The sequence below is a fragment of the Stutzerimonas sp. genome, assembly GCF_982611455.1.
In genome coordinates, this window is sequence record NZ_CEXBBO010000011.1 from 35,549 (window position 1) to 61,020 (window position 25,472).

At 59.8% G+C, this 25,472-nt stretch carries 26 protein-coding genes and 1 tRNA gene; 12 read left to right on the plus strand and 15 right to left on the minus strand.

Features of this window, described 5'->3' with window-relative positions; translation table 11 throughout:
• Positions 1-8: 8 nt before the first annotated feature.
• From iscR to trmJ, 3 genes are all read right to left on the minus strand, one after another.
• Entirely contained in the window at positions 9-500 is a 492-nt protein-coding gene (gene iscR, locus AC2LD7_RS08950) for a Fe-S cluster assembly transcriptional regulator IscR (protein ID WP_484597404.1), read from the minus strand.
• A gap of 168 nt (positions 501-668) precedes the next feature.
• Entirely contained in the window at positions 669-1,445 is a 777-nt protein-coding gene (gene cysE, locus AC2LD7_RS08955) for a serine O-acetyltransferase (protein WP_484597405.1), read from the minus strand.
• Positions 1,445-2,221, minus strand: a complete 777-nt coding sequence (trmJ, locus tag AC2LD7_RS08960; protein WP_484597406.1) for a tRNA (cytosine(32)/uridine(32)-2'-O)-methyltransferase TrmJ — start codon at positions 2,219-2,221, stop codon at positions 1,445-1,447. Before trmJ ends, cysE begins: the two co-directional genes overlap by 1 nt.
• A 148-nt stretch (positions 2,222-2,369) precedes the next feature.
• On the opposite strand from trmJ, the gene suhB reads away from it, so the two are divergent.
• Entirely contained in the window at positions 2,370-3,185 is an 816-nt protein-coding gene (suhB, locus tag AC2LD7_RS08965) for a type III secretion system regulator SuhB (protein WP_484597407.1), read from the plus strand.
• Between the two features lie 54 nt (positions 3,186-3,239).
• On the opposite strand, the gene AC2LD7_RS08970 is transcribed toward suhB, so the two are convergent.
• The 6 genes from AC2LD7_RS08970 to queA form a co-directional block, all read right to left on the minus strand.
• Positions 3,240-3,773 (minus strand): glycine zipper 2TM domain-containing protein, encoded by a 534-nt coding sequence (locus AC2LD7_RS08970; protein WP_484597408.1) that lies wholly within the window; start codon positions 3,771-3,773, stop codon positions 3,240-3,242.
• Between the two features lie 79 nt (positions 3,774-3,852).
• Positions 3,853-4,761, minus strand: coding sequence for a protein translocase subunit SecF (gene secF, locus AC2LD7_RS08975; RefSeq protein WP_484597409.1), 909 nt, complete (start codon positions 4,759-4,761; stop codon positions 3,853-3,855).
• Between the two features lie 12 nt (positions 4,762-4,773).
• Positions 4,774-6,642, minus strand: coding sequence for a protein translocase subunit SecD (gene secD / locus AC2LD7_RS08980; RefSeq protein ID WP_484597410.1), 1,869 nt, complete (start codon positions 6,640-6,642; stop codon positions 4,774-4,776).
• Positions 6,643-6,709: 67 nt separating this feature from the next.
• Positions 6,710-7,039: a preprotein translocase subunit YajC gene (yajC, locus tag AC2LD7_RS08985; protein ID WP_021209500.1), complete on the minus strand. Its 330-nt coding sequence runs from the start codon at positions 7,037-7,039 to the stop codon at positions 6,710-6,712.
• A 40-nt stretch (positions 7,040-7,079) separates the two neighbouring features.
• Complete coding sequence (gene tgt / locus AC2LD7_RS08990; protein ID WP_484597490.1) at positions 7,080-8,195, minus strand: tRNA guanosine(34) transglycosylase Tgt; 1,116 nt, start codon at positions 8,193-8,195, stop codon at positions 7,080-7,082.
• A gap of 14 nt (positions 8,196-8,209) precedes the next feature.
• The gene (gene queA, locus AC2LD7_RS08995) at positions 8,210-9,259 is read right to left on the minus strand and encodes a tRNA preQ1(34) S-adenosylmethionine ribosyltransferase-isomerase QueA (RefSeq protein ID WP_484597411.1); all 1,050 of its coding nucleotides are present in this window, start codon (positions 9,257-9,259) and stop codon (positions 8,210-8,212) included.
• A 117-nt stretch (positions 9,260-9,376) separates the two neighbouring features.
• Between queA and AC2LD7_RS09000 the strand changes: the two genes are divergently transcribed.
• The 3 genes from AC2LD7_RS09000 (at position 9,377) to AC2LD7_RS09010 (ending at position 10,716) form a co-directional block, all read left to right on the plus strand.
• A tRNA-Leu gene (locus AC2LD7_RS09000) sits at positions 9,377-9,463 on the plus strand.
• A 447-nt stretch (positions 9,464-9,910) separates the two neighbouring features.
• Positions 9,911-10,123 (plus strand): cold-shock protein, encoded by a 213-nt coding sequence (locus tag AC2LD7_RS09005; protein ID WP_079203013.1) that lies wholly within the window; start codon positions 9,911-9,913, stop codon positions 10,121-10,123.
• Positions 10,124-10,218: 95 nt separating this feature from the next.
• Complete coding sequence (locus AC2LD7_RS09010) at positions 10,219-10,716, plus strand: RDD family protein (RefSeq protein WP_484597412.1); 498 nt, start codon at positions 10,219-10,221, stop codon at positions 10,714-10,716.
• Positions 10,717-10,885: 169 nt separating this feature from the next.
• Here AC2LD7_RS09010 and lptG read toward each other — a convergent pair whose 3' ends face one another.
• Complete coding sequence (lptG, locus tag AC2LD7_RS09015; protein WP_484597413.1) at positions 10,886-11,947, minus strand: LPS export ABC transporter permease LptG; 1,062 nt, start codon at positions 11,945-11,947, stop codon at positions 10,886-10,888.
• Complete coding sequence (lptF, locus tag AC2LD7_RS09020; protein ID WP_484597414.1) at positions 11,940-13,061, minus strand: LPS export ABC transporter permease LptF; 1,122 nt, start codon at positions 13,059-13,061, stop codon at positions 11,940-11,942. The genes lptG and lptF overlap by 8 nt, the downstream gene beginning before the upstream one ends.
• A gap of 186 nt (positions 13,062-13,247) precedes the next feature.
• Here lptF and AC2LD7_RS09025 point away from each other — a divergent pair, with 186 nt between their 5' ends.
• The 8 genes from AC2LD7_RS09025 to rlmF all read left to right on the plus strand — a co-directional run bounded on the left by AC2LD7_RS09025 (position 13,248) and on the right by rlmF (position 23,308).
• Complete coding sequence (locus tag AC2LD7_RS09025) at positions 13,248-14,741, plus strand: leucyl aminopeptidase (protein ID WP_484597415.1); 1,494 nt, start codon at positions 13,248-13,250, stop codon at positions 14,739-14,741.
• A gap of 22 nt (positions 14,742-14,763) precedes the next feature.
• Positions 14,764-15,183 carry a DNA polymerase III subunit chi gene (locus AC2LD7_RS09030; RefSeq protein ID WP_484597416.1) on the plus strand — a complete coding sequence of 140 codons (420 nt, stop codon included), beginning with the start codon at positions 14,764-14,766 and terminating at the stop codon, positions 15,181-15,183.
• A gap of 126 nt (positions 15,184-15,309) precedes the next feature.
• Positions 15,310-15,678, plus strand: a complete 369-nt coding sequence (locus AC2LD7_RS09035) for a DNA polymerase III subunit chi (RefSeq protein ID WP_484597417.1) — start codon at positions 15,310-15,312, stop codon at positions 15,676-15,678.
• A gap of 172 nt (positions 15,679-15,850) precedes the next feature.
• Entirely contained in the window at positions 15,851-18,715 is a 2,865-nt protein-coding gene (locus AC2LD7_RS09040; protein WP_484597418.1) for a valine--tRNA ligase, read from the plus strand.
• 362 nt (positions 18,716-19,077) lie between these two features.
• A complete protein-coding gene (gene nhaD / locus AC2LD7_RS09045) occupies positions 19,078-20,460 on the plus strand; it encodes a sodium:proton antiporter NhaD (RefSeq protein WP_484597419.1) in 1,383 nt (460 codons plus the stop codon).
• Between the two features lie 80 nt (positions 20,461-20,540).
• A complete protein-coding gene (locus tag AC2LD7_RS09050) occupies positions 20,541-20,837 on the plus strand; it encodes a winged helix-turn-helix domain-containing protein (protein WP_484597420.1) in 297 nt (98 codons plus the stop codon).
• 249 nt (positions 20,838-21,086) lie between these two features.
• The gene (locus AC2LD7_RS09055; RefSeq protein WP_484597421.1) at positions 21,087-22,253 is read left to right on the plus strand and encodes a YbfB/YjiJ family MFS transporter; all 1,167 of its coding nucleotides are present in this window, start codon (positions 21,087-21,089) and stop codon (positions 22,251-22,253) included.
• Positions 22,254-22,297: 44 nt separating this feature from the next.
• On the plus strand, positions 22,298-23,308 hold the full coding sequence (gene rlmF / locus AC2LD7_RS09060) for a 23S rRNA (adenine(1618)-N(6))-methyltransferase RlmF (protein ID WP_484597422.1): 1,011 nt from the start codon (positions 22,298-22,300) through the stop codon (positions 23,306-23,308).
• On the opposite strand, the gene AC2LD7_RS09065 is transcribed toward rlmF, so the two are convergent.
• From AC2LD7_RS09065 to AC2LD7_RS09080, 4 genes are all read right to left on the minus strand, one after another.
• Positions 23,249-23,740 carry a GNAT family N-acetyltransferase gene (locus AC2LD7_RS09065; RefSeq protein ID WP_484597423.1) on the minus strand — a complete coding sequence of 164 codons (492 nt, stop codon included), beginning with the start codon at positions 23,738-23,740 and terminating at the stop codon, positions 23,249-23,251. The two genes, rlmF and AC2LD7_RS09065, sit on opposite strands and share 60 nt — an antisense overlap.
• Before the next feature lie 3 nt (positions 23,741-23,743).
• A complete protein-coding gene (locus AC2LD7_RS09070) occupies positions 23,744-23,935 on the minus strand; it encodes a hypothetical protein (RefSeq protein ID WP_484597424.1) in 192 nt (63 codons plus the stop codon).
• 146 nt (positions 23,936-24,081) lie between these two features.
• Positions 24,082-24,204, minus strand: coding sequence for a hypothetical protein (locus AC2LD7_RS09075; protein ID WP_484597425.1), 123 nt, complete (start codon positions 24,202-24,204; stop codon positions 24,082-24,084).
• Positions 24,204-25,415: an MFS transporter gene (locus tag AC2LD7_RS09080; RefSeq protein ID WP_484597426.1), complete on the minus strand. Its 1,212-nt coding sequence runs from the start codon at positions 25,413-25,415 to the stop codon at positions 24,204-24,206. The genes AC2LD7_RS09075 and AC2LD7_RS09080 overlap by 1 nt, the downstream gene beginning before the upstream one ends.
• Positions 25,416-25,472 lie beyond the last annotated feature (57 nt).

A 25,472-nucleotide genomic window follows, 5' to 3' on the forward strand; every position in this document is an offset into this window, starting at 1 on the left:
CGTCCCGCTCATTCAACGGCGGACGCTTCGATCTTATCTAGTCGCGGAGTGTGGCCATTGGCGCGGCGCATATCCTGGCGCAGTGCAACTTCCTGCACCTCGCGGCGCATAACCAGGTCCGCCAGACTGATACCGCTTAGAAACTCATGAATCTGCTGACTCAAATCGCACCATAAATGATGGGTCAGACAGGTATCACCCGAATGACAATCGCCCAATCCCTGACAGCGAGTGGCATCGACGGATTCGTTGACCGCGTCGATGACTTGGGCAACCTGAATACCAGCCATTTCTCGAGAGAGCTGATAGCCCCCACCCGGCCCGCGAACGCTTGTCACCAGACTGCCACGGCGCAGTTTGGCGAATAGCTGTTCGAGATAGGAAAGGGAGATGCCCTGCCGCTCGGAAATATCCGCAAGAGACACCGGCCCGTGTTGCGCATGCAGCGCAAGGTCGAGCATCGCAGTGACGGCGTAACGGCCTTTAGTAGTCAATCGCATCGGTTTGCACCAAGCATCATGGTTTGGCGCAAGTATGCAATACCCGAGTATTTAGATCAACTATAAGACCTATTAAATCACTCGGACTTAGCCGCACAGTTGAGGAAAAAGATAAAGCAGCGCTCGACGAGCGGCGCTCATCATAGCAGTCCGCCCGGCCGACCGCACTCAGGGGCGAGCCTCGTCACCGCCATCTTTAACCTCGGCAAAATCTTCTTCGCGCAGCTCCGGCATTTTCTTCGCGCAGTAATCGCTGCCGAGCGCCGTCAATGCCTTGCACATGCCTTCCATACGCTCCTCGACAGCCTGGACGTGATCGAGCAGTTGGCCAATGGCTCGCGCCACAGGGTCGGGCATGTCTTCGGTCACGCCGTAGGCATCGAAGCCGATCTTTTCGGCGATGGCCTTGCGCTTGGCCTCCCGAATATCGTCCGACTTGATAATGACGCGACCTGGAATTCCGACAGCAGTTGCGCCAGCCGGAATCGCCCGTGTAACGACCGCATTGGAACCGACCTTAGCCCCTGCGCCGATCGTGAACGGGCCAAGAATCTTCGCCCCGGCACCAACGATCACGCCGTCCTCGAGCGTGGGGTGACGCTTACCCTTGTTCCAGCTGGTGCCACCCAGAGTCACCCCATGGTAAAGCGTCACATCGTCGCCGATCTGGGCTGTCTCGCCGATAACGATGCCCATTCCATGATCGATAAAGAAACGCCGACCGATCTGTGCCCCCGGATGGATCTCGATTCCGGTTAGCCAGCGCGCCAAATTCGAGGTCATCCGCGCCAGCCATTTGCAGTCGCTTACCCACAACCAATGGGAAACCCGATGAAACCAGACAGCGTGCAGCCCCGGGTAGCAGGTGATCACCTCGAATGCGTTACGCGCTGCCGGATCGCGATGGAAGACGCTCTGGATATCTTCGCGCATGCGTTCGAACATCAATCTGATCTCCGCTTGTGGGGTTCGCCGCGGACGGCTTTTTGGGTTTCGGTAAGAATCCCGCGCAGAATATTCATTTCCAGCCTGCTTATACCGCTGCGGCCGTAGAGTCTGCGCAGACGCGGCATCAGGTGCCGGGGTTTCAGCGGATCGAGAAAGCCTATCTCGATCAGAGTCCGCTCTAGATGCCCATAGTAGTGTTCGAGCTCGTCCGCAGTTACCGGCTGCGAGTTGAGCATCGAAGTGGTCTCAAGCCTCTCCACCTTGCTTGGCTTACCGCTTGCCGCCAGCCAAGCCATACGCACTTCATAGGCAAGTACCTGAACCGCCGCAGCCAGATTCAGCGAACTGAAATTTGGGTCGGACGGAATGTGCACATGATACTGACAACGCTGAAGCTCCTCATTGGTCAGCCCGGCATATTCGCGCCCGAACACCAACGCGACCTCGCCGCCCCGCTCGATCTGCTCCAAACAGACCGAGCCGGTTTCACGTGGATCTAACAGTGGCCAGGGTATACGCCGGTCACGTGCGCTGGTGCCCAGCACTAGACTGCAACCCACCAGCGCCTCCTCAAGCGTTGCCACTATCTGCGCCGAATCGAGAATATCCGTCGCGCCAGATGCGCGCGCAACGGCATTCGGGCTAGGGAAATCCTCTGGATCCACCAGGATCAATCGGGACAGCCCCATATTTTTCATGGCCCTGGCCGCACCACCGATGTTGCCAGCGTGACTGGTATTGACCAACACCACACGAATGTTCTGAAGCGACACTGTCGTTCTCGCAGGGAAAGCAAACCGAAAGCTTACAGGAAGCGCCCGCGCCTTCGCTATTGGCCGTCTCGATGACCTCCACCGCAACATCCGACCAAGCTTTCTGATAGAATTGCCGGCTTTCTTTAAACGACCAGGTATTTGATCGATGCAGCCCATGCTGAATATCGCGCTGCGCGCCGCCCGAAGCGCTGGCGAAATGATTGTTCGTTCCACCGAGCGCCTGGACGTGATCTCGGTTAGCGAAAAGGATGCGCGCGATTACGTCTCCGAAATCGATCGCACCGCGGAGCAACTCATCACTGCGGCTCTGCGCAAGGCCTATCCGAACCACGGCATTCTCGGGGAAGAAGGCGGCCTGCTGGAAGGCAGCGGTGACGGCGCAGATTATCTGTGGGTGATCGACCCGCTGGATGGCACCACCAACTTTTTGCGAGGCGTCCCACACTACGCAGTGAGCATCGCTTGCAAATATCGTGGCCGCCTTGAGCATGCAGTGGTCCTCGACCCGGTGCGCCAAGAAGAATTCACTGCGAGCCGCGGCCGTGGCGCCGCACTCAACGGGCGCCGCCTGCGTGTGGGCACGCGCAAAAGCCTTGAAGGCGCCCTGCTCGGCACTGGCTTTCCGTTCCGCGATGGGCAGATGGACAACCTGGACAGCTACCTCAACATGTTTCGCAGCTTGGTTGGACAGACCGCTGGCCTGCGTCGCGCCGGCGCTGCCAGCCTAGATCTGGCCTATGTTGCCGCCGGTCGTTACGACGCTTTCTGGGAGTTCGGACTTTCCGAATGGGACATGGCCGCCGGCGCGCTACTGATTCAGGAAGCGGGCGGCTTGGTCAGCGACTTCAGCGGTAGCCACGACTTTCTCGAAAAAGGCCAGATCGTCGCCGGCAATACCAAGTGCTTCAAGGCTGTACTGACCGCAATCCAGCCACACTTGACGCCCTCGCTGAAGCGCTAGAAAAACAGCTAAAAAAAACGCCCAAATGGGCGTTTTTTTGTTCCTCGAGCCAGCTCACTGCTGCGTCAGCACCAGCTGACCATCGCGAAACGGAATTCTGTTGCCAGGATCTCGATCCATCCGAACCTGACCGATCTCCCCATCCAGATCGTACTTGACTTCATACCCGACGACTTTGTCGTGGCTGTCTGTCACGGTATTGCAGCGAGTTTCGGTGGTGGTGTGGGTGTCATTCGCCTGCATCCGGCCCTGCACTTGGTTACCGGCATAACCGCCACCTACTGCACCGGCAACCGTGGCGATCTTCTTGCCATTGCCGCCGCCGATCTGGTTGCCGAGCAACCCACCAACGACCGCACCTACTGCCGTACCGGCAATTCTATTGGCGTCCTGAACCGGCCGCTGCCGCGTGACCGTCACCTCCTTGCAGACCTCTCGGGGCGTCTTGATGGTTTCCTTGATTGGCTCAACCGCCAGCACTTCGGCGAACTGCGGCCCTCGACCAACCAGCGTGTAGGTGGCGAAAGCACCACCCGCGGTGACTACTACCGCACCTAGAACGGTACCAACCAGCATCGACTTGTTCACTGCATCTTCCTTCTTCTGACGGGCGAGACCCACTGCGGCGCAATTGGACAAACCAGCCCGTCAGTAGTTCAGAAAATAGTCAGGGTCGCTCATCAACCTCTTCGACCACCGGCGGGATCAGGTCGTCACGTGTCAGCTTGAGCCACACCAGCAACATGCCTGCGATATAGACCGACGAGTAAGTGCCGGCACCGACACCAATCAAGAGCGCCAACGAGAACCCCCAGAGGTTTTCGCCACCGAAGACCATCAGCGCGCCCACCGCAAGCAATGTGGATACCGAGGTAGCCAGGGTACGGAGCAATGTCTGCGTCGTGGATATATTGATGTTTTCCAGCAGCTCGGCCTTGCGCAGCATGCGGAAGTTCTCGCGGATCCGGTCGAAGATTACGATGGTGTCGTTCAATGAGTACCCGATCACCGCGAGCACTGCCGCCAGCACTGTCAGATCGAAGGAGATTTGGAACAACGAAAAGACACCCAGCACCAGAATCACGTCGTGGAACAGCGAAAGCACCGCACCCAACCCGAACTTCCACTGAAAGCGAAAGGCGACATAGACGAGAATGCCGCCCAGCGCGAGCAACATGCCGAGCCCACCCTGATCACGCAGCTCCTCACCTACCGCCGGCCCTACGAACTCGACGCGCTTGACAGTGATGACACTGACGCCTTCACCGCCTCGCAGTGCATCGGCGATACGCTCACCCAGCATCGGATCGTCGCCTGGCATCCTCACCAGCACGTCGGTCGTCGCACCGAAGCTCTGCACCACGGCTTCACCGAAGCCAGAATTGGAAAGCTGCTCCCGCACCTGATCCAGCGCCACCGGCTGCTCGTAGGACAGCTCGATCAATGTTCCGCCAGTGAAATCCAGGCCGAAATTCAGTCCTTTCACCGCCAGACTACCGAGCGAAGCAAGCGTGAGCAGTACAGTCAGGGCAAACGCCACATGGCGCACGCCCATGAAATTGATTACACGTTTCATCGTGCTAGCCCCTTAAATCCACAACTTCTTGAGATCGCGGCCACCATAGATCAGGTTGACCATGGCGCGGGTCACGATGATGGCGGTGAACATGGAGGTCAAAATCCCGAGTGAAAGCGTGACGGCGAACCCTTTGATCGGACCAGTGCCCATGGCAAACAGAATGCCGCCGACCAGCAGCGTGGTCAGGTTTCCGTCGACAATCGCCGAGAACGCTCGATCGAAACCTTCATGAATCGCTCGCTGGATCGACATGCCGTTGGCTATCTCCTCCCGTATACGCGAGAAGATCAGCACGTTGGCGTCCACCGCCATACCCATGGTGAGCACGATACCGGCAATACCAGGCAGCGTCAGGGTCGCACCCAGCAACGACATCAACGCAGTCAACACAACCATGTTGAACATCAGTGCAACGGTTGCCAACACACCGAAGAACTTGTAGATCAGCACCATAAATACCGCGACGAAGAGAAAACCCCACATTGCAGCTTCAACACCGAGCTTGATGTTCTCCGCACCAAGGCTTGGGCCAATGGTGCGCTCTTCGGCAAAATACATCGGCGCAGCGAGGCCGCCCGCACGAAGCAGCAAAGCCAGCTCGGACGATTCACCCTGACCATCCAGACCGGTGATACGGAACTGACTGCCCAGCGGCGACTGGATGGTCGCCAGGCTGATGATTTTCTTCTCTTCCTGGAAGGTCTCGATGCGCACTTCCTGCTCGACACCGTCGACCATCTGCTTGACGTAACGCGTGGTCGGACGCTGCTCGATAAAGATTACCGCCATGCTGCGGCCGACGTTGTTGCGCGTGGCGCGACTCATCAGGTCGCCGCCATGACCATCCAGGCGGATATTGACCTGCGGACGACCATTCTCGTCGTAGCTAGCCTGGGCATCGGTGACCTGGTCACCGGTGATGATCAGACTACGCTCCAACTGAGCAGGCGGACGGCCCTCCTGACGGAACTCGAAGGCTTCGGTCGTAGCGCGCGGCGCATCAGGCTCGGCAGCGAGGCGGAACTCCAGGTTCGCGGTCTTGCCGAGAATACGCTTGGCTTCTGCAGTGTCCTGTACGCCCGGCAGTTCGACGACGATGCGGTTGGCGCCCTGGCGCTGAACCAACGGCTCGGAGACACCCAGCTCATTGACCCGATTACGGACGGTCGTCAGGTTCTGCTTGATCGAGTACTCACGAATCTCGGCCAGCTTGGCCTCGGTAATAGTCAGGCGCAGCACCTGCTGGCCATTGCGCTCGATGGAGGTCAGGTCGAAATCGTTGAAGTTCTTGCGGATCAGCGACTGAGCCGCCGACAGGGTCGCCTCATCGGCGAAACCGAGCTGAACCGCGTTGGTCGCTTGCGGAAGGCTACGATAACGCACGCGCTCTTTGCGCAGCAGACTCTTAACCTCGCCTTCATAGACGTTGAGGCGCGTCTCGATGGCCTTGTCCATGTCGACTTCGAGCAAGAAATGCACGCCGCCGGACAGATCCAACCCTAGCTTCATCGGGCTCGCGCCCAGATTGCGCAACCAATCGGGCGTCGTCGGCGCCAGGTTGAGCGCAACCACGTAAGCATCGCCCAGCGCACGACGAACCAAGTCCTTGGCCGGGAGCTGGTCGTCCTGATCGGTCAGTCGCAACAGGCCACCGCGGCCCTGCTCGTCCAGACTCGTTGCCTTGACATCGATGCCGGCCTCGACAAGCGCCTTGCTGGCGCGATCGAGATCGGCTTCGGTGACGTCGAGCGAGGTCGTGGCTCCGGTGATCTGAACGGCCGGATCGTCCGGGTACAGGTTGGGTGCCGAGTAGATGACCGCGATGCCTAGCACGACCAATATCAGCAGGTACTTCCAAAGGGGAAATCTATTGAGCATGACGCAGCCCGTCTAATGACGCGGGGCGCCTTGCGCGCCCCGTCGTTGGTATTGAGTAGAAGTCAGCTCAGATGGCTTTCAGCGTGCCCTTGGGCAGCGTTGCGGCAATCGCCACTTTCTGGAACTTCAGCTCCACCGAATCGGAAACTTCGATTACGACGAAGTCGTCGGACACCTTGGTGACCTTGCCCGCGATGCCGCCAGAGGTAACCACTTCGTCGCCCTTTTGCAGGCCGCCGATGAGGTTCTTGTGCTCTTTGGCGCGTTTGGCCTGCGGACGCCAGATCATCAGATAGAAGATGACCAGAAAGCCGACCAGAAACAGCCACTCGAAACCACTACCAGCGGGACCAGCGGCAGCCTCTTGAGCGTAGGCGGCGGGAATCAGAAAGCTCATGTAGCACTCCTGTTGCAGAGATCAGTTAGTTATGGATTCGTCACGCAAGCGGCGGGGTTGGCAGGCCGCGCTTGGCATAGAAGGCGTCGACAAAGGCCGCCAATGTACCCTGTTGGATAGCATCGCGTAAACCAGCCATAAGCCGCTGGTAATGTCGCAAGTTATGGATTGTATTTAACATGCTGCCCAGCATTTCGCCGCATTTGTCCAGATGATGAAGATATGCGCGGGAGAAGTGTTTACAGGTGTAACAGTCGCAACCGGCATCCAGCGGCGAATCGTCATGTCGATGCATGGCGTTGCGAATCTTGACTACTCCGCTGTCGGTAAACAAATGACCGTTGCGTGCGTTGCGGGTTGGCATCACGCAATCGAACATATCCACACCGCGGCGTACGCCTTCAACGAGGTCTTCCGGCTTGCCTACACCCATCAGGTAGCGCGGTTTGTCGGCCGGCATTTGTGGCGGAAGAAAATCGAGCACACGGATCATTTCTTCCTTCGGCTCGCCAACTGAGAGCCCGCCGATCGCCAAGCCATCGAAACCGATCTCGCTGAGACCCTCAAGCGAGCGCATGCGCAGCGACTCATGCATACCACCCTGGACGATACCGAACAGAGCGGCCGAGCTGTCGCCGTGGGCATCCTTGGAACGACGCGCCCAGCGCAGCGATAGCTCCATCGAACGCCGCGCAACATCTTCGTCGGCCGGATAGGGCGTGCATTCGTCGAAGATCATCACGATGTCCGATCCGAGCTCGCGCTGTACCTGCATCGACTCTTCCGGCCCCATGAAGACCTTTGCGCCATCGACCGGCGAAGCGAAGTAGACGCCCTCCTCCTTGATCTTGCGCATCGCACCCAGACTGAACACCTGGAAACCGCCGGAGTCGGTCAGGATCGGACCTTGCCACTGCATGAAATCATGCAGGTCACCGTGCGCCTTGATCACCTCGGTCCCGGGCCGCAGCCATAGATGGAACGTGTTACCCAGAATTATCTGCGCCCCGATCGCCTCGATATCCCGGGGCAGCATGCCTTTTACCGTGCCGTAAGTGCCCACCGGCATGAACGACGGAGTTTCCACTGTGCCGCGCGGAAAGGTCAGACGCCCACGGCGCGCCCTTCCCTCGGTCGCGAGCAATTCGAAGGACATGTGGCTGGTACGACTCATTGGGAATCCTCGGGGCCGCGCGGGGCCGGATTACGCGTGATGAACATGGCATCGCCATAACTGAAGAACCGATAACCCCTGGCGATAGCCTCGGCATAGGCAGCCATGGTTTGCGGATAACCTGCAAACGCGGAAACCAGCATCAATAGCGTCGATTCAGGCAGATGAAAATTGGTGACCAGTGCATCGACGACATGAAAGGGCTTGCCCGGGTAAAGAAAAATGTCCGTGTCGCCGCTGAAGGGCTTGAGCACGCCGTCGCGAGCCGCGCTTTCCAACGACCGAACACTGGTGGTGCCTACCGCAACCACCCTGCCGCCCCTCGCCCGACAAGCCGCGACCGCGTCGACGACATCCTGACCGACCTCGAGCCATTCACGATGCATGTGATGCTCTTCGATGTGATCGACACGCACTGGCTGGAAGGTGCCCGCACCGACGTGCAGCGTGACGAACGCACGCTCGACGCCTTTCTCCTGCAGCGCCGCCAGCAACGCCGTGTCGAAATGCAGACCCGCAGTGGGCGCCGCAACGGCACCCGCCCGCTGCGCATAAACCGTCTGGTAACGCTCACGATCAGCGGTTTCGTCCGGGCGATCTATATAAGGGGGCAACGGCATATGACCGACGCGCTCCAGCAACGGCAACACGTCTTCTCCGAACTCCAACTCGAACAACGCCTCATGCCGAGCCAGCATCAACGCTTCGCCGCCCCCATCAATGTGAATTCTCGCTCCCGGCTTAGGCGATTTGCTCGAGCGGACATGCGCCAGCACCCGACGGTCATCGAGCACCCGCTCGACAAGCACCTCGACCTTGCCGCCGGTGTCCTTCTGCCCAAACAGGCGCGCCGGAATCACTCGCGTATCGTTGAAGACCATCAGATCGCCGGGGAGCAAATAGTCGAGTAGCTCGGCGAAGCCATGATGGGCCAGCTGGCCGGTCGGGCCATCGAGCACCAGCAGCCGACTGGCACGACGCTCGGCCAGTGGATGACGAGCGATCAGTGAATCTGGGAGCTGGAAGGAGAAATCGGAGACTTGCATTGAAAATTTGATCAGCACGGGGCTTTGGGGGCGCAAAGCTTAGCGGAAACACCTCAATCTGACCACGCCAGACGATTGACCGCTTCGTATCGCATCCTTATACTTCGCCGCCACTGTGCCTCGATGGCGGAATCGGTAGACGCAGCGGATTCAAAATCCGCCGTTGGTAACAACGTGAGAGTTCGAGTCTCTCTCGAGGCACCATAATCAGAACCACGGGCAGCCGAAGCCTTTGGTATTGGGGAGCCGCACAGCAGTAGCGGTATCCGCCCCCTCGCAACACGCTTCATCGAGTCGATATAGCGGAGCGACACTTCAAGTCATTCGTTATAACGGCATCGTCGCGATTCAACTGGAGCCACCGAAGGTGGGTCCGAGCGGCATCAACAAGTTCACCCGCAACACCTCAATCTGCTGAAAAACGCTGCTTGCAGCGGACAAATTCTATGACTCCGAGGGCTTGGCATCGGCCGGCGAGTTATCGTAGAGTGTGCCCACTGTGTTTGCATGGGTCGCCGTTGAATCGTGACCTGGTGCAGTAGATCTTCAGATCCGCTACATCCCGCTCGACTCTTTACTCCTTGCAACCAGTCTCCGCTTTCTGCCCTTTGCAGAGGCGTTTCTACTATTGAGTTTCAAGGACACAAAGCTATGTCGAATCGTCAGAGCGGTACCGTCAAGTGGTTTAACGACGAGAAAGGTTTTGGTTTCATCACTCCCGAGAGCGGTCCGGATCTGTTCGTGCACTTCCGCGCGATCGAAGGCAATGGCTTCAAGAGCCTGAAAGAAGGTCAGAAAGTTAGCTTCGTCGCTGTGCAAGGTCAAAAAGGCATGCAGGCTGACCAGGTTCAAGTCCAGGAATAAGCCCCGCTCCGAAAAGCCCCTGATGGCGACATCAGGGGCTTTTTTATGTGCGCGATTCCGTAGAATGCGCGCCTGCCATTTCCAACGAGACGCCCATGCGCAACCATCTGCTCAGCCCGCAAGGCCAGTTCCCAGCCGCCGGCCTGATCCGCCGACTCGCCGCAATCTTCTACGATTCATTTCTTTCGATTGCACTGATGATGGTGGTTACCCTGCTCTACCAGCAGGTCGTATTGCGCCTGCTCTATGGCAGCGAAGGGCTCACGGCGCTGGCAGAAACAGGTGGTCTGGATATCGACCCGATCCTGTCCACCCTATTGTTGTTCAGCCTGTTCGGCTTCTTCGCCAAGTTTTGGACACACAACGGTCAGACGCTCGGCATGCAGGTCTGGGGTGTACGCATCCAGAATGCCGACGGCAGCGCCCTCGACCCCTGGCAGGCACTGCTGCGCTTTCTGATCGCCATCATCTCCTGGCTTGTCTTCGGACTGGGCTATTGGTGGATGCTTTGGGATAAGCAGCACCGTACCTGGCACGACATATATTCAGAGAGTCAGGTCGTTCAGCTACCGAAGAACATTCATAAGAAATAGGCTGGAGGCTGGAGGCTGGAGGCTGGAGGCTGGAGGCTGGAGGCTGGAGGACAGGATGCGGTTTGTGCCAAATCCCTGCCATGCCACTCTCGCTCATTGCACTCCAATAAAGTCCGGCCCGCTTTTTCGCCCGCTTTCCCAGCCTTCAGCGCTTCTGTCGTTTTCCCGCTTAGCCCGCCCGCCGCAACAACCAGACACCTGCCAGCGCACAGATCCCAGCCGGAACCGCCACCGCCAGCAAGGGCGAGAAGCCGAACACCTGGCTGGCGGGGCCTAGCAAGTCCTGCAAAATGCGGAACACGAAGCCGACGATGACTCCGGTGAAGATGCGCTGTCCGAGTGTGACTGAGCGCAACGGGCCGAAAATGAACGAAATTGCCAGTAACACCAGGGCAACCGTCACTGCTGGCTGCAACACCTTGCTCCAGAATGCCAACCAGTAGCGTCCGTTATTCAAACCCTGCTCACCCAGGTAATGGATATAACTCCACAGCCCGGTGATGGACAATGCATCAGGCTCCATCACTACCGTGCTGACCAGCTGCGGTGTCAGCTGCACATCCCAGCGTTCGTCAGCAGCCTTAATCACCTCGGTGTGATCGCCGCGAAAATGTGTCGTGGAAACGTCACTGAGTTGCCAGTGGTCGTCATCGTAGCGCGCCCGACGAGCGAAGCTGGCCGATAACAGCTGCCGTTGATCATCGAAGCGGTAGCGGGTGATGCCTAGCAGCAGGCCACTCGGCTGCACTGCGTTGATGTGCACGAATTCTTCGCCTTGCCGATGCCAGAGACCGCGCTTGCTGCTTTGCGCCTCACCCGCACCCTGCGCCGATGAGCGATTGGCCTGAGCGATGTTTTCGCTCCAGGGCGCCACGTACTCACCGATCAACACGCCGATCAGCATCAGCAACAGCATCGGCTTCATCACGGCCAGCACGATGCGCCCGAGGGAAACACCGGCGGCACGCATGATGGTCAATTCGCTGCTGCTGGCGAGCGCGCCGAGGCCGATGAGGCAGCCGATCAGCGCCGCCATCGGCAACATTTCGTAGATCCGCGCGGGTGTCGTGAGCAATACATAGACGGCGGCGTTCAGCGTGCCGTAGCTGCCCTTCACATCGCCCAGTTCGTCGATGAACGCGAACAGCAGCGCCAGCCCGACGATGATGCCGAGCACGGTCAGAATCGCCAGCAGCACATGGCTGCCGATATAGCGATCGAGCTTACGCATGTGCCACCCCCGAAATCGCACGGCGCTTGCTGATAGCGAGTTTCAGCGTTTCCCAGTAGAGCATCAACACTCCGATAGCAAAGAAGACCCCATGCACCCACCAGAGCCCCAATGCCGCTGGAATTCGCCCCTTGTCCAGCCAGCCACGGGCAGCGATCAGCAATGCCAGATAAGTCATGTACAAGAGAATCGCGGGTAGCAGCTTGAGAAAGCGTCCCTGACGTGGATTCACTTTCGACAGCGGCACTGCCAGTAATGTGACGATGAATACCAGCAGCGGCAGCGACAGCCGCCACTGCAACTCGGACTGCAGTCGAATGTCATCGTTGCCGAGCAGTTCGCTGGTAGGTAGCGCCTCGCGCTCGCTCAGCTCGATGCTGACTTCCGGCTTGGGCAATAGCACGCCATAGGTGTCGTACTGGATCGCTCGATAATTGGCCTGACCTGGATTACCGTCGTAGCGATAGCCATTTTCGAGAATCAGGTAACGGCTTCCGTCAGGCTGGATTTCCTGACGACCACTTTCTGCCACTAGCACGGATAGCCCGCGTTTCTCGCCAGTGGCGCTGGAAAGATTGGTTTCGGATATGAAAACGCCGGCCAGTTCAGTGCGATCGTCAGTCAACTCGCGCGTATAAGTCACGCGGGTGCCGTCACGCAGCGTCTGGAAGCGTCCGGGGATCAGCGTATCGAATTCGGTCAGCGAATCCTGTTCGTTAAGAATGCGATCAACCTCGGCTACGCCTTGCGGTGCCAAACCAAGACTCAGCCAGCCAACGAGCGCGGCGATCAGCGCGGCCGGAGCCAGACTGTAGACCAACAGCCGGCGTTGGCTCATACCCGTCGCGGAGAGGACAGTCATCTCGCTATCGAGGTAGAGCCGACCATAAGCCAACAAAATACCGAGAAACAGGCCCAGCGGCAGGATCAGTTGGAGAAAGCCCGGCAGGCGAAAACCCATGATCATCAGCAGCACGCCCGGATCGAGCAGCCCCTGCGCGGCCTGCGCCAGATATTTGATGAAACGGCCACTCATGATGATCACCAGCAACACAGCGCTAACGGCGCTCAGGGTGACCAGAAGCTCACGGGACAGGTAACGAAAGACGATCAAACCGGACACTCCAGGGTTGTCAGGCTCCGGCGGCTACGCTCAAACTAGCCGCCAAGTAGCCGGTCCGCCCGCAACAGGACGTTGGAAAACCATGCAGCATTCCCAACGCCCCGGTGGACGAACCACCGGAAAATAAGCCCGGCATTATCCTGTAAACCCGACTCTTTGTCTTGGGGACTCGACGCCATGGAATTTGTTGTTAAAAACACCAAAGCAGTTGCGGTAAAAACAGCCACTCTGGTTCTGGCGGTGGGTGAGAACCGTGAACTCGGCGTCACCACGCAAAGCGTGGACGAGGCCAGCGGTGGCGCCATCAGTGCCGTACTCAAGCGTGGTGATCTGCAAGGCAAGCCGGGACAGACCCTGCTGCTGCATAACCTGCCGAACCTGAAGGCCGATCGCGTCTTGCTGGTGGGCACCGGTAAGAACGGTGAACTGGATGGTCGCCAGTGGCGCAAGGCCGTCAGTGCCGCACTCGGTATTCTCAAAGGTTTGGGCGGTACAGATGCGACCTTCGCCTTGCAGGACGTCCAGGTCAAAGACCGCGACACCTACGCACGCACCCGCGTGCTGGTCGAAGTGCTGACGGACGGTCAGTACGTGTTCGATCAGTTCAAGAGCAAGAAGAACGACGCCCCGGCGCTGCGCAAGATCACCCTGCTTGCCGACAAAGCGGAACAGGCTCAGGTTGAGCATGCCGCGCGTCACGCAGCCGCAATCACCGCCGGCATGAGCTTCGCCCGTGACCTCGGCAATCTGCCGCCGAACATTTGCCATCCAAGCTATATAGCCGAGCAGGCCAAGCAGCTCGGTAAGACTTTCAAAGGCCTTAAAGTCGAGGTACTGGACGAAAAGAAGCTGCGTGAACTCGGCGCCGGTTCTTTTCTCGCGGTATCCCAGGGTAGCGAGCAGCCGGGCTGTATCGTCGTCATGCAGTACAACGGTGGCAAGAAAGGTGAACAACCCTATGCGCTCGTTGGTAAGGGCATCACCTTCGATACCGGTGGTATCAGCCTCAAGCCGGGCCAGGGCATGGACGAGATGAAGTACGACATGTGTGGCGCCGCCAGCGTGCTCGGCACCTTCCGCGCCGCATTGGAACTGCAATTGCCGATCAATCTTGTCGGCTTGCTCGCCTGCGCGGAGAACATGCCCAGCGGCGGTGCCACGCGACCGGGCGATATCGTCACCACCATGAGCGGCCAGACTGTCGAGATTCTCAATACCGACGCCGAAGGCCGTCTGGTGCTGTGCGACACGCTGACTTACGCCGAGCGATTCAAGCCGCGCGCCGTCATTGATGTGGCCACCCTCACCGGTGCATGCATCGTTGCGCTGGGCAGCAACACATCCGGCCTGCTGGGCAATGACGACGAGTTGCTGGAGCAGATACTGGGTGCCGGCCAAAAAGCTGACGATCGAGCCTGGCAGCTGCCACTGTTCGACGAATATCAGGAGCAACTGGACAGCCCCTTCGCCGACATCGCCAACATCGGTGGCCCCAAGGCCGGCACCATTACCGCGGCCTGCTTCCTGTCGCGCTTCACCAAAGCCTACCCTTGGGCGCACCTGGACGTCGCCGGCACCGCCTGGATAAGCGGCGGTAAGGAAAAAGGCGCTACTGGTCGTCCCGTACCGCTGCTGACTCAGTATTTGCTGGATAGAGCGGAGCAGCCATGAGGCACGCGAGCGGAACCTCGGCATGACGCGTATCGAGTTCTACGTACTGCCTGACAGCGAACCGGCAGGCCGCACCCGAGCGGCCTGCCAGCTGGCGAGCAAAGGCTGGCAGTACGGCATGGCGGTTTTCATTCGCTGCCATGATGCCAATCAGTGCGCCGAACTCGACGAGTTGCTCTGGAGCTTCCGTGCCGAACGCTTCATTCCGCACGGCCTTCATGAAGACGATCCGCATGCCCCGGTGGTAATAGGTCTGGAGCAGCCACCGGCAACAGCGCAGGGCCTGCTGATCAATCTTTCGCCGACGCTGTCACCGCATACCGACCAGTTCAGCCGAGTGATCGAGATCGTCAACCAGCAGCCGGAGCTGCTGACCGTTTGCCGCGACAATTTTCGCCTCTATCGACAGCGCGGCTATGATCCAAAGAGAGTCGAACTGTAGCGCTAGCATCGGACGCCGCGAACTCCGCGCCTCAGCGACCAGTCAACAAAGATCGGTATCGGGCCACAAGCCCGTGTCAGGAGCGTCATTACCGCCTGGATGCTCAACCCCCCGGAACCACCGTACATGACGCCAACGCCACCTCGTAAACCCGCCCACCTGCTCGACGATCTGGAGTCCATTCGCGCCCTGCTCGGCGATCAGGACCCACCAATGCTGAGCGAGACGTTGGATCCAGACAGCATTCCCGTGCTGTCGGAAGTCGTCGAGAGCGACCCCGCCATAGCGACACAGAGCGACGTAGAGCCACGCGAGCCGGCCGTGCGCACGGCCTTTCGCACCCTTGCCGAACGCCATCTCGATCATGAGTTGCGCACCGCAGCACAGCTGATTTTGCAGGAGGTGATCGATGATTTCGTGCCGCAGATAGAAGCCGAGCTGCGTCGCCGACTGGAATCGCACGCCGAAAAACTGATCAAGTCTCACCGCCCTTGATTCGTCGATGCCACACCCAGCGACGTCACTGACGGCGCCCCTGCTCGCTCCCCGGTCCCGGCAGGATCATCCACTGCGGTGAGACAAAAGCGGCATCGCGGTTCTGCCGCTCACACACTTTGCCTTTATACTTGCCCGCTTTTCCGATTAGCCGTTCTAAGGGTCCCGCCGCATGGACAAGACCTACCAGCCGCACGCCATCGAAACTTCCTGGTATCAGACCTGGGAGTCGAACAACTATTTCGCGCCTCAGGGTTCAGGCGAGTCCTACACCATCATGATCCCGCCGCCGAACGTCACCGGCAGCCTGCACATGGGTCATGGATTCAATAACGCGATCATGGACGCGCTGATTCGTTTCCGCCGCATGCAAGGTCGCAATACCCTTTGGCAGCCAGGCACGGACCATGCGGGGATCGCCACGCAGATGGTGGTAGAACGACAGCTGGGCGCGCAGGGCGTCAGCCGTCATGATCTGGGCCGCGAGAAGTTCCTGAAGAAAGTGTGGGAATGGAAGGACGAGTCCGGCGGCAATATCACGCGGCAGATCCGCCGCCTGGGTTCATCGGTAGACTGGTCGCGTGAGCGCTTCACCATGGATGCGGGCCTGTCCAACGCGGTCAAGGAAGCCTTCGTCCGGCTGCATGAAGACGGCCTGATTTACCGCGGCAAGCGCCTGGTCAACTGGGATACCAAGCTACACACGGCGATCTCCGATCTTGAAGTCGAAAACCACGACGAAAAGGGCCATCTCTGGCACCTGCGCTACCCACTGGCCGATGGCTGCAAGACAGCAGGCGGCCAGGATTATCTGGTCGTGGCCACCACCCGTCCGGAAACCATGCTCGGCGATGCTGCCGTTGCAGTACATCCCGAAGACGAGCGCTACAAGAACCTGATCGGCCGCCACATCATGCTGCCGCTGGTGAACCGTCTGATTCCGATCATCGCCGACGATTACGTCGATCTCGAGTTCGGCACCGGTTGCGTGAAAATCACCCCGGCACATGACTTCAACGACTACGAAGTCGGCAAGCGTCACCACCTGCCGCTGATCAACATCTTCGACCGCAACGCCGCGATACTCGCCCAGGCGCAGGTGTTCAATATCGACGGCACACCGAACAACAAGCTCGATGCCAGCCTGCCCGACGGCTACGCGCATATGGACCGTTTCGATGCGCGCAAGGCGATCGTCGCCGAGTTCGAGGCCATGAGCCTGCTCGAGAAAATCGACGACCACGCACTGAAAGTCCCGCGCGGCGACCGCTCCGGCACCATTATTGAGCCCTGGCTGACCGATCAGTGGTACGTCTCGACCAAGCCGTTAGCGGATAAGGCTATTCGCGCCGTCGAAAGCGGCGAAATCCAGTTCGTGCCCAAACAGTACGAGAACATGTATTTCAGCTGGATGCGCGACATTCAGGACTGGTGCATCAGCCGCCAGCTCTGGTGGGGCCATCGTATTCCGGCCTGGTACGACGAAGCGGGCAACGTCTACGTCGGTCGCGATGAGGCTGAGGTCCGCAGCAAGTACAACCTTTGCAACAACGTCGAATTGCGTCAGGACGAAGACGTGCTGGACACCTGGTTCAGCTCCGGTCTGTGGACCTTCTCGACCCTCGGCTGGCCCGAGCAGACTGACTTCCTCAAGACTTTCCACCCGACCGATGTGCTGGTCACCGGCTTCGACATCATCTTCTTCTGGGTCGCCCGGATGATCATGCTGTCGACCCACCTGACAGGGCAGATTCCGTTCAAGACGGTCTATGTGCACGGCCTGGTTCGCGATGGCCAGGGCCAGAAGATGTCCAAGTCCAAGGGTAACGTGCTCGACCCGCTGGACATCGTCGATGGCATTACTCTCGATGAGCTGCTGCAAAAGCGCACCAGCGGCATGATGCAGCCCAAGCTCGCCGAAAAGATCGCCAAGCAGACCCGCGCGGAGTTCCCAGAAGGCATCGCCAGCTACGGCACCGATGCCCTGCGCTTCACCTTCTGTTCCTTGGCTTCAACCGGCCGGGACGTCAAATTCGACATGGGCCGCGTCGAGGGTTACCGCAATTTCTGTAACAAGATCTGGAACGCCGCGAACTTCGTCTTCGAGAACACCGAAGGCAAGGACACCGGAGTCAACGGCGAGCCGGCGGCCGGCGCTCCGGCGGCCGACGCTCCGGTCGAACTTTCTTCGGTTGATCGCTGGATCATCTCGGCGCTGCAGCGCACCGAGGCCGAAGTCACCCGCCAGCTCGAGGCCTTCCGCTTCGATCTCGCCGCCCAGGCCCTCTACGAATTCATCTGGGACGAGTACTGCGCCTGGTACCTGGAACTGGTGAAGCCAGTGCTCTGGGACGAAAGCGCCAGCATCGAGCGTCAGCGGGGCACCCGTCGTACCCTGGTGCGCGTGCTGGAAACCGCGCTGCGGCTGGCGCACCCGTTCATGCCCTTTATCACTGAAGAGATCTGGCAGCGCGTCGCACCGCTAGCCGGCAAATCTGGCCCAACCCTCATGCTGCAACCTTGGCCGGAATTCAATCCGGAGCGCCTCGACGAAGCTGCGGAGGGTGATATCGAGTGGGTCAAGACATTCATGCTTGGCATCCGCCAGATTCGTGGCGAGATGAACATCTCCATGGCCAAGCGTATCGATGTGGTCCTCGGCAGCGCCTCGGAACTGGATCAGCGGCGCCTCACCGATAACGAGCCGCTACTGAAAAAACTGGCCAAGCTCGAAAGCGTCCGCGTGCTTGGAGCGGGTGAGGAGCCGCCACTGTCCGCCACGACGCTGGTCGGCGATATGCAGGTACTGGTGCCCATGGCCGGACTGATCGACAAGGACGCCGAACTCGCCCGGCTCGACAAGGAAATAGGTAAGTTGGATGGCGAAGTGAAGCGTGTTGGCGGCAAGCTCGGCAATGCTGGCTTCGTCGACAAGGCGCCAGCGGACGTGATCGAGAAGGAGCGCGCCAAACTGGCCGAAGCCGAACAGGCTAAAGCCCGCCTGGTAGAGCAGCGCAAGCGCATCGCCAGTCTGTAATGAAGCCGAAGGCCAGCACTTGATGTGCTGGCCTTTTTGCTTAAAAGCAACGCCCATCAATATTGACTGGTGACAAGTTACTACCGGTGCCGCTAGTGCATATGCCGCACAGGAAAATACGAATAATAACTGGCAGGCCCAAGCCGAAGCAGAAAAGCTCTACGACATGAAGTAAGCAGCGAAGCGAGCCCCGAGCGGGGGCGACCGTACGCTCAACCGCTCACGACGCAGGTATCCACCCTTCCGTATCGCGGTTTCCAACTTAATTCATTCGCACAGCCAGTCGCCTATTTTGAGCCTGCCGACAACCGAGCCATTGCAACCCGAACGCCCGGCGCGGTTTTTCAAAATGGAGCTTCCAGATGTACGCATTTATGGCTGTTGTGTTTGTCATTGGCTATCTATGCATAGCCTTCGAACACCCGTTGAAGATCGACAAGGCGGCAGCTGCAATTCTGACAGCGGTGTTCTGCTGGACCGTGCTGGTACTGGGCGCCGACTCGATCGTCCCGATGCTGCAGTCCGGCAGCCACGATCCAGTCGACTCATCAACGGTGGTGGTCGAGTCGCTGCGGCACCATCTGGGTGAAATTTCGGAGATTCTGTTCTTCCTGCTCGGCGCAATGACCATCGTCGAACTGATCGACTCTCACGAAGGCTTCAAGGTCATCACCGATCGCATCCAGACCCGCAAGCGCGTCCACTTGTTGTGGATTGTCGGCTTACTGACCTTTTTTCTTTCCGCCGCACTGGACAACCTGACCACTACCATCGTCATGGTCTCGCTGCTGCGTAAGCTGATTCGTGGCCGCCCCGAGCGCTGGCTCTTCGTCGGCGTCGTGGTCATCGCCGCCAACGCTGGCGGTGCCTGGTCTCCCATCGGCGACGTGACCACTACCATGCTCTGGATCGGCGGACAGATCACCGCATCCGGCATCATCGCCGGGCTGTTCCTACCAAGCCTGGTCTGCTTATTGGTGCCGCTGATCATTCTCAGCTTCCGTTTGCGTGGCGAGGCGCCGCGGCCCCGTGCCCGCGTTCACCTGGGCGAGGAGATTCCGCCTAGCACCACGCCGTTCGAACGCAACCTGGTGCTGGTGCTCGGCCTCGGTGCACTACTGTTCGTGCCGATCTTCAAGACCGTGACACACCTGCCGCCCTACATGGGCATCCTCTTCGGCCTCGGCGTGCTTTGGATCACTACTGAATTCATTCATCGCCACAAAAATGACGAAGACAAGCATCCGCTTTCCGTGGTCGGCGTTTTGCGCAAGGTCGACACCCCAAGCGTATTGTTCTTCCTCGGCATCCTGCTGGCGGTCGCCGCACTTGCCACCGCTGGCCACCTGACCCAAGTTGCCACAGCGCTGCGTGAATCGTTGGGCCATATCTATCCGATCAATTATTCCATCGGCCTGCTTTCGGCAGTGGTGGATAACGTGCCGCTGGTAGCCGGCTCGATGAAGATGTACTCGCTGGTTACCCCAGCCATGCTGGCGGCGGCATCTCCTGCCGAGACCGATTGGTTGTCGCAGTTCGTGGTCGATGGACATTTCTGGGAAATGCTTGCCTACTGCGCCGGCACGGGCGGCAGCGCGCTGATCATCGGCTCGGCTGCGGGCGTTGCCGCAATGGGTATGGAGAGGATCAGCTTCACCTGGTACGTCAAGCGCGTCAGCTTGCTGGCTTTCCTCGGCTACACTGCCGGCGCCGTCACCTATGTCGGCATTCTGGCTCTGCTTTAACCGACACGCCGTCAGCCCTGGCCCGCTGATGTCGCGTAACGCAGACTCAACGGCCAGGTTTTAATAGTCATGGAATAACGATGACCGTCAGCAAGACCAAAAGCAGTTTCTACCGGCGACTCTACGTCGCCTGGCTGATCGACAGCGGCGCAGCTACCAGCGTGCCAGCGCTGGTGGAGGCGACCGGAATGCCCAGGCGCACGGCCCAAGACACCCTGGCTGCACTGATCGATCTCGATATCGATTGCCGTTTCGTCCAGGAACACGGCGAGCGACACAACGCCGGCCATTACTGCATTCACAGCTGGGGCGCCATCGACAGGCAATGGATCGAGCAGAACCTGTCCCAGGTCAAATCCGTTCTCGGCTACTCCTGAGTGATGCTGGGCTGGCGGACGGCCGAAGGTATGGCGCCTGCAACTAAGGCTCATCGCACGACGGAAGCTCACATGATCGTTTCACCGAGTTCGGGCATTCGTAGCGCTATTCACCGTACCGGTGAAGCTAGCCGCGGTGCCGCTCTGCTGATCACAGTCAATGCCGCCAGGGCTATCCATCGGTAGGGTGGTTGGTTGCCGCGCCGGCCGCTAAGCTGTGCTCCTTTTCGCCAGCATGGTCTGCCCTCGATGTCTGAACGTCCCGCCCTGTTCCCGGTTCTGCTGGCCGGAGCCACGCTGCTGCTGGTCGTCCACGGCCTTGGCCGTTTCATCTATACCCCGCTGCTGCCCTGGCTGGTGGAAGACGGCGTCCTGACGGTACAACAAGGGGCGAGCATCGCCAGCTGGAACTACCTGGGCTATCTCATCGGCGCGTTGCTCGCCTTGCGCTGGCACCGGGTCGGACAGATTCGTCGGAGTCTGCCCTGGGCGCTAGCGTTGCATGTGCTCAGCACGCTGGCGCAGACCCAGGCCGAATCGGCGGAAACACTTTCCGCGCTGCGCCTGCTCAACGGCATCAGCAACGGGTTGGTCTTCGTTCAGGCGCCGTCGTTGATCCTCGAATGGCTGGCGCGCCATCGTCGCGTTTCCTCCAGCGGGCTTGTCTATCTGGGCGTCTGTGTGGGGCTGATTATTTCCAGCCTGCTGGTAAGCCTGAGCAATGGCGTGCTGGTGGGAGCAGAACGTTGGTGGCCCGCGGCGCTGCTTTCCATTCCACTGGCGTGGTGGGGCTGGCGGCAACTGGCGCGACTGGACATGCCCGAGGAAGAACCCGCCGAAAAACCGGAACAACTTAGCGGCCGCCTGCTGGATCGCGCCAGTACACCGCTGTTTCTGTCCTATGCCGGCGCCGGGATGGGCTACATCCTGCCGATGACCTTCCTGCCGATGGTGGCACGCCTGCAGGTGGAGCCCGGAGACTTCCTGATCGAAAGCAGCTGGCTGGTGGTCGCGATCGCGACGCTCCCCTCGCCCTGGCTGTGGAATCGTCTCGGCGCCCTACTCGGCGATATCCAGGCCTTGCGTTTAAGCTATGTCACCCAATTGGCTGGCGTCCTGGCCGCGCTACTGTTGCCGGGTGCGCCGGGCATCCTGCTGTGCGCCGTGTTGGTCGGCGGCACTTTTCTTGGCACGGTATTGCTGACACAACGTCTGGCCCGCGCGCTGCACCCTCATCAGGGACCGCGGCTTTCCGCAGCGCTGATTGCGCTATACAGCTTGACCCAGCTGGCTGGCCCCTGGCTCACCGGGGTCTGGCTGAATATGGGTGGCACGCTGCACAGTGCTTTCTGGCTCGGTGCCGGCGCGCTGCTTTGGGGGTTGGTCTGGATGTTGTTGGTGCCACGCCGAGGCTAAAAGCTATGGGACAATGCCGCCCTCATCGATGCCAGCACCCGATCATGCCCACGCCGAAATCAACCAACGTAAACGTAGCGTCACGCGCCGCCAAGCCCGTCAACGACAAGGCCACGCTGCACCCGCGCAATCGCCATACGGGACGCTACGATTTTCCCGCCCTGCTTGCTGGCAGCCCGGAGCTGGCAAAATTCGTGATACTCAACCCCTATGGCAAGCAGAGCATCGACTTCGCCAACCCGGACGCGGTGCGCGCGTTCAACCGCGCGCTGCTCAAGCAGTTCTACGGCATCGCTCACTGGGATATCCCACCGGGTTATCTGTGCCCGCCGATTCCCGGCCGGGCCGACTACCTGCATGGCCTGGCCGACCTGCTGGCAGACGAAAACGCCAGCGAGATCCCGCGCGGCGCTACCATCCACGCACTGGACATCGGCACCGGCGCCAACTGCATCTATCCGCTGATCGGTCTGCGCGAATATGGCTGGCGCTTCACCGGTTCGGACATCGACACCATCGCGCTGGCGTCGGCACGTACCATCGTCACCGCGAACAAACTCGGCAAAAGCATCGAGCTGCGCCAACAAACCGATCCAAGGCATATTTTCGAGGGTCTGTTGCAGCCTGATGATCGCTTCGACATCACCTTGTGCAATCCCCCCTTCCATGCATCGCAAGCCGAGGCCAACAGCGGCAGCCAGCGCAAATGGCGGAACCTCGGCAAGCTCGATCCGAAGCGCAAGCTGCCGGCACTCAACTTCGGCGGGCAGGCGGCGGAACTCTGGTGCGAGGGCGGCGAGGCGGCATTTATTGCTCGGCTGGCGAGCGAGAGCAGAGACGTGGCGCAGCAGGTCTATTGGTTCAGCACGCTCGTTTCGAAAGCGAGCAATGTCGCTTCCTTGCAAGCAAAGCTGAAAAAGCTGGGAGCCTCAGCAATTCGCGTGGTGGAGATGGCACAAGGGCAGAAACGCAGCCGCTTTGTCGCCTGGACTTTTTTAAGCGAAGAACAGCAGAGCGAGTGGCGCGCAACGCACTGGAACCGCCAGCCGGGCTGAGCAGTTCAGCGAGCGACGGAAATACTTTGGCGCGTCCTCGTAACCCAGTCGCGCATAGAAGCGATGGGCGTTTTCGCGGCGTGTATCGCAATGGAGCTCCATACGATCACAGCCGCGGGCTCGGGCACGAGCTTCCGCAGCCTGCTCCAACAATGCACCGACACCCAGGCCGCGAGCCGCCGAGTCGACACAAAGATAACTGATGCGGCAGAAATCTCCGGCAAGTGCCAACTGCACGATGAAATGCAGGGAGATGAACCCGAGCACCTGACCGCCATCGCCCTCGGCCACCAACAGGCAGGCATCGCCGTGACTCATTAGCTGCTGTAGGCGCTGGTCAATGAAGGCGTCGGCTCCAGGATAGCCAAGGTCGGCGAGCAAGCGGGTTATCGCCGCAGTGTCATCGTAGTTCGCCTTGCGCACGCGGGGCATACCTCAGACCGCCACGTCCCACTGCTGCTTGTTTTTCAGCGCCATGGTCTGGATATAACGAGGCTCGCCGTTGATCTCCTCCAGCTCGGTCATGCCGGCGAGCTCGCCGACCACGCGGTAGCGCTTGCCGACACGCTTGTCCTGCAAGGGATAGAGTTGGGCGATCTGTTGGGCGAGTTCGGTAAGAGTGGACATGGTTCGGTAGCTCCAGATAACTGCATGCCGCAGCTTTTTACAGGGCTTTGATTACGGTTCTGCGACAACTTTATTCGTCTCGCTTGTTGGAGCCATCTGCGACGAATTGATTCCGTAAAGCTCGCAAAAACTACCATAACGGCCGATCAGCAGATTCCCACGCCCAACTGGAGCAGCGCCAGCCCACCCTGCTGCCAGCCCCACCAGGCTGCCAACAGCAATAGCGACGCCAACACGGCACCGCCTGCCCACAGCCATCCGGCACGCATCACGCCGCTCCGGCCGCCAGGCGCACGCGCTCGACCGGCTGTTCGCGAATCGGCCAGTTCAACGCGGCGGCCATCAGGCTGAGGGCAATGGAAATCTGCCAGACCAGATCGTAGCTGCCGGTCTGGTCATACACCCACCCGCCCAACCAGCCGCCGAAAAACGAGCCGATCTGATGGAACAGAAAGACGATACCGCCGAGCATCGACAAGTTACGCACGCCGAACAGCGTCGCCACCGTACCGTTGGTCAGCGGCACCGTGGACAGCCACAACAAGCCCATCGCGATGCCAAAGGCATAGGCCGTCCAGAGTGTCAGCGGGGCGAAGAAGAACGCACTGATGACCACGGCCCGGAGCAGATAGAGCGCTGTCAGCAGCTTGGGTTTTGAGTAGCAGCCGCCCAGCCAGCCCGCGGTGTAGGTGCCGACCACGTTGAACAGCCCGACCAGCGCCAGCACCGTGGTGCCCGCCGTGGCCGGCAAATGCTGATCCACCAGATAGGCCGGCAGATGTATGCCGATGAACACGACCTGGAAACCGCAGACGAAGAAACCCAGCGCCAGCAGGCGGAAACCGGGGTGACTGACGGCCTCGCGCAACGCCTCGGCCAGCGATTGCTGCGGCCCGGTCACCGGTGCGGGCGGCCCACTGCGCAACATCAGCGCCAGCGGCATGATCAACGCCACCAGCATTCCCAGCGCCAGTAACGCCGACGACCAACCCAGCCAGCCGATCAGGCCGAGCGTGCCAGGCAGCATCGCGAACTGGCCGAAGGATCCCGCGGCACTGGCGATACCCATGGCCATGCTGCGCTTCTCGGCGGGTACTGCGCGGCCGACCGCACCGAGAATCACCGAGAACGAGGTACCGGACAGGCCGAGGCCGATCAGCAACCCGGCACTCAGCGAAAGCGATGTCGGCGAGTCCGCCCCAGCCATCAGCAACAGACCCGCGGCATAGAGCACACCGCCGAGCAATACCGCGCGCGCAACGCCAAAGCGATCGGCCAGCGCCCCGGTGACCGGCTGCGCCAGCCCCCAGATCAGGTTTTGCAAGGCAATGGCGAAGGCAAAAACCTCACGTCCCCAGCCGAACTCCGCGCTCATCGGCGATAGAAACAGACCAAAACCATGCCGCGTACCCAGAGAAACGGCCAGGATCAACGAGCCACCCAGCAAGATCCACGCACTGTTGCGCCATATCGCATTCATCGCCGACACACTTAATAAAAAACGGGGGAATCCATCTTACTCGCATAAGGCCACCCG

What these genes read in the sequence shown, in the direction of transcription:
- AC2LD7_RS09025 (WP_484597415.1), top strand. Translation starts at nt 13,248, where the DNA reads ATGGAATTTGTTGTTAAAAACACCAAAGCAGTTGCGGTAAAAACAGCC.
- secD (WP_484597410.1), bottom strand. Translation starts at nt 6,642, where the DNA reads ATGCTCAATAGATTTCCCCTTTGGAAGTACCTGCTGATATTGGTCGTG.
- nhaD (WP_484597419.1), top strand. Translation starts at nt 19,078, where the DNA reads ATGTACGCATTTATGGCTGTTGTGTTTGTCATTGGCTATCTATGCATA.
- tgt (WP_484597490.1), bottom strand. Translation starts at nt 8,195, where the DNA reads ATGTCCTTCGAATTGCTCGCGACCGAGGGAAGGGCGCGCCGTGGGCGT.
- AC2LD7_RS09070 (WP_484597424.1), bottom strand. Translation starts at nt 23,935, where the DNA reads ATGTCCACTCTTACCGAACTCGCCCAACAGATCGCCCAACTCTATCCC.
- secF (WP_484597409.1), bottom strand. Translation starts at nt 4,761, where the DNA reads ATGAAACGTGTAATCAATTTCATGGGCGTGCGCCATGTGGCGTTTGCC.
- AC2LD7_RS09030 (WP_484597416.1), top strand. Translation starts at nt 14,764, where the DNA reads ATGACGCGTATCGAGTTCTACGTACTGCCTGACAGCGAACCGGCAGGC.
- AC2LD7_RS09080 (WP_484597426.1), bottom strand. Translation starts at nt 25,415, where the DNA reads ATGAATGCGATATGGCGCAACAGTGCGTGGATCTTGCTGGGTGGCTCG.
- suhB (WP_484597407.1), top strand. Translation starts at nt 2,370, where the DNA reads ATGCAGCCCATGCTGAATATCGCGCTGCGCGCCGCCCGAAGCGCTGGC.
- AC2LD7_RS09010 (WP_484597412.1), top strand. Translation starts at nt 10,219, where the DNA reads ATGCGCAACCATCTGCTCAGCCCGCAAGGCCAGTTCCCAGCCGCCGGC.
- AC2LD7_RS09035 (WP_484597417.1), top strand. Translation starts at nt 15,310, where the DNA reads ATGACGCCAACGCCACCTCGTAAACCCGCCCACCTGCTCGACGATCTG.
- iscR (WP_484597404.1), bottom strand. Translation starts at nt 500, where the DNA reads ATGCGATTGACTACTAAAGGCCGTTACGCCGTCACTGCGATGCTCGAC.
- rlmF (WP_484597422.1), top strand. Translation starts at nt 22,298, where the DNA reads ATGCCCACGCCGAAATCAACCAACGTAAACGTAGCGTCACGCGCCGCC.
- lptG (WP_484597413.1), bottom strand. Translation starts at nt 11,947, where the DNA reads ATGCGTAAGCTCGATCGCTATATCGGCAGCCATGTGCTGCTGGCGATT.
- AC2LD7_RS09055 (WP_484597421.1), top strand. Translation starts at nt 21,087, where the DNA reads ATGTCTGAACGTCCCGCCCTGTTCCCGGTTCTGCTGGCCGGAGCCACG.
- AC2LD7_RS09075 (WP_484597425.1), bottom strand. Translation starts at nt 24,204, where the DNA reads ATGCGTGCCGGATGGCTGTGGGCAGGCGGTGCCGTGTTGGCGTCGCTA.
- yajC (WP_021209500.1), bottom strand. Translation starts at nt 7,039, where the DNA reads ATGAGCTTTCTGATTCCCGCCGCCTACGCTCAAGAGGCTGCCGCTGGT.
- cysE (WP_484597405.1), bottom strand. Translation starts at nt 1,445, where the DNA reads ATGTTCGAACGCATGCGCGAAGATATCCAGAGCGTCTTCCATCGCGAT.
- AC2LD7_RS09065 (WP_484597423.1), bottom strand. Translation starts at nt 23,740, where the DNA reads ATGCCCCGCGTGCGCAAGGCGAACTACGATGACACTGCGGCGATAACC.
- AC2LD7_RS09005 (WP_079203013.1), top strand. Translation starts at nt 9,911, where the DNA reads ATGTCGAATCGTCAGAGCGGTACCGTCAAGTGGTTTAACGACGAGAAA.
- AC2LD7_RS09040 (WP_484597418.1), top strand. Translation starts at nt 15,851, where the DNA reads ATGGACAAGACCTACCAGCCGCACGCCATCGAAACTTCCTGGTATCAG.
- AC2LD7_RS09050 (WP_484597420.1), top strand. Translation starts at nt 20,541, where the DNA reads ATGACCGTCAGCAAGACCAAAAGCAGTTTCTACCGGCGACTCTACGTC.
- queA (WP_484597411.1), bottom strand. Translation starts at nt 9,259, where the DNA reads ATGCAAGTCTCCGATTTCTCCTTCCAGCTCCCAGATTCACTGATCGCT.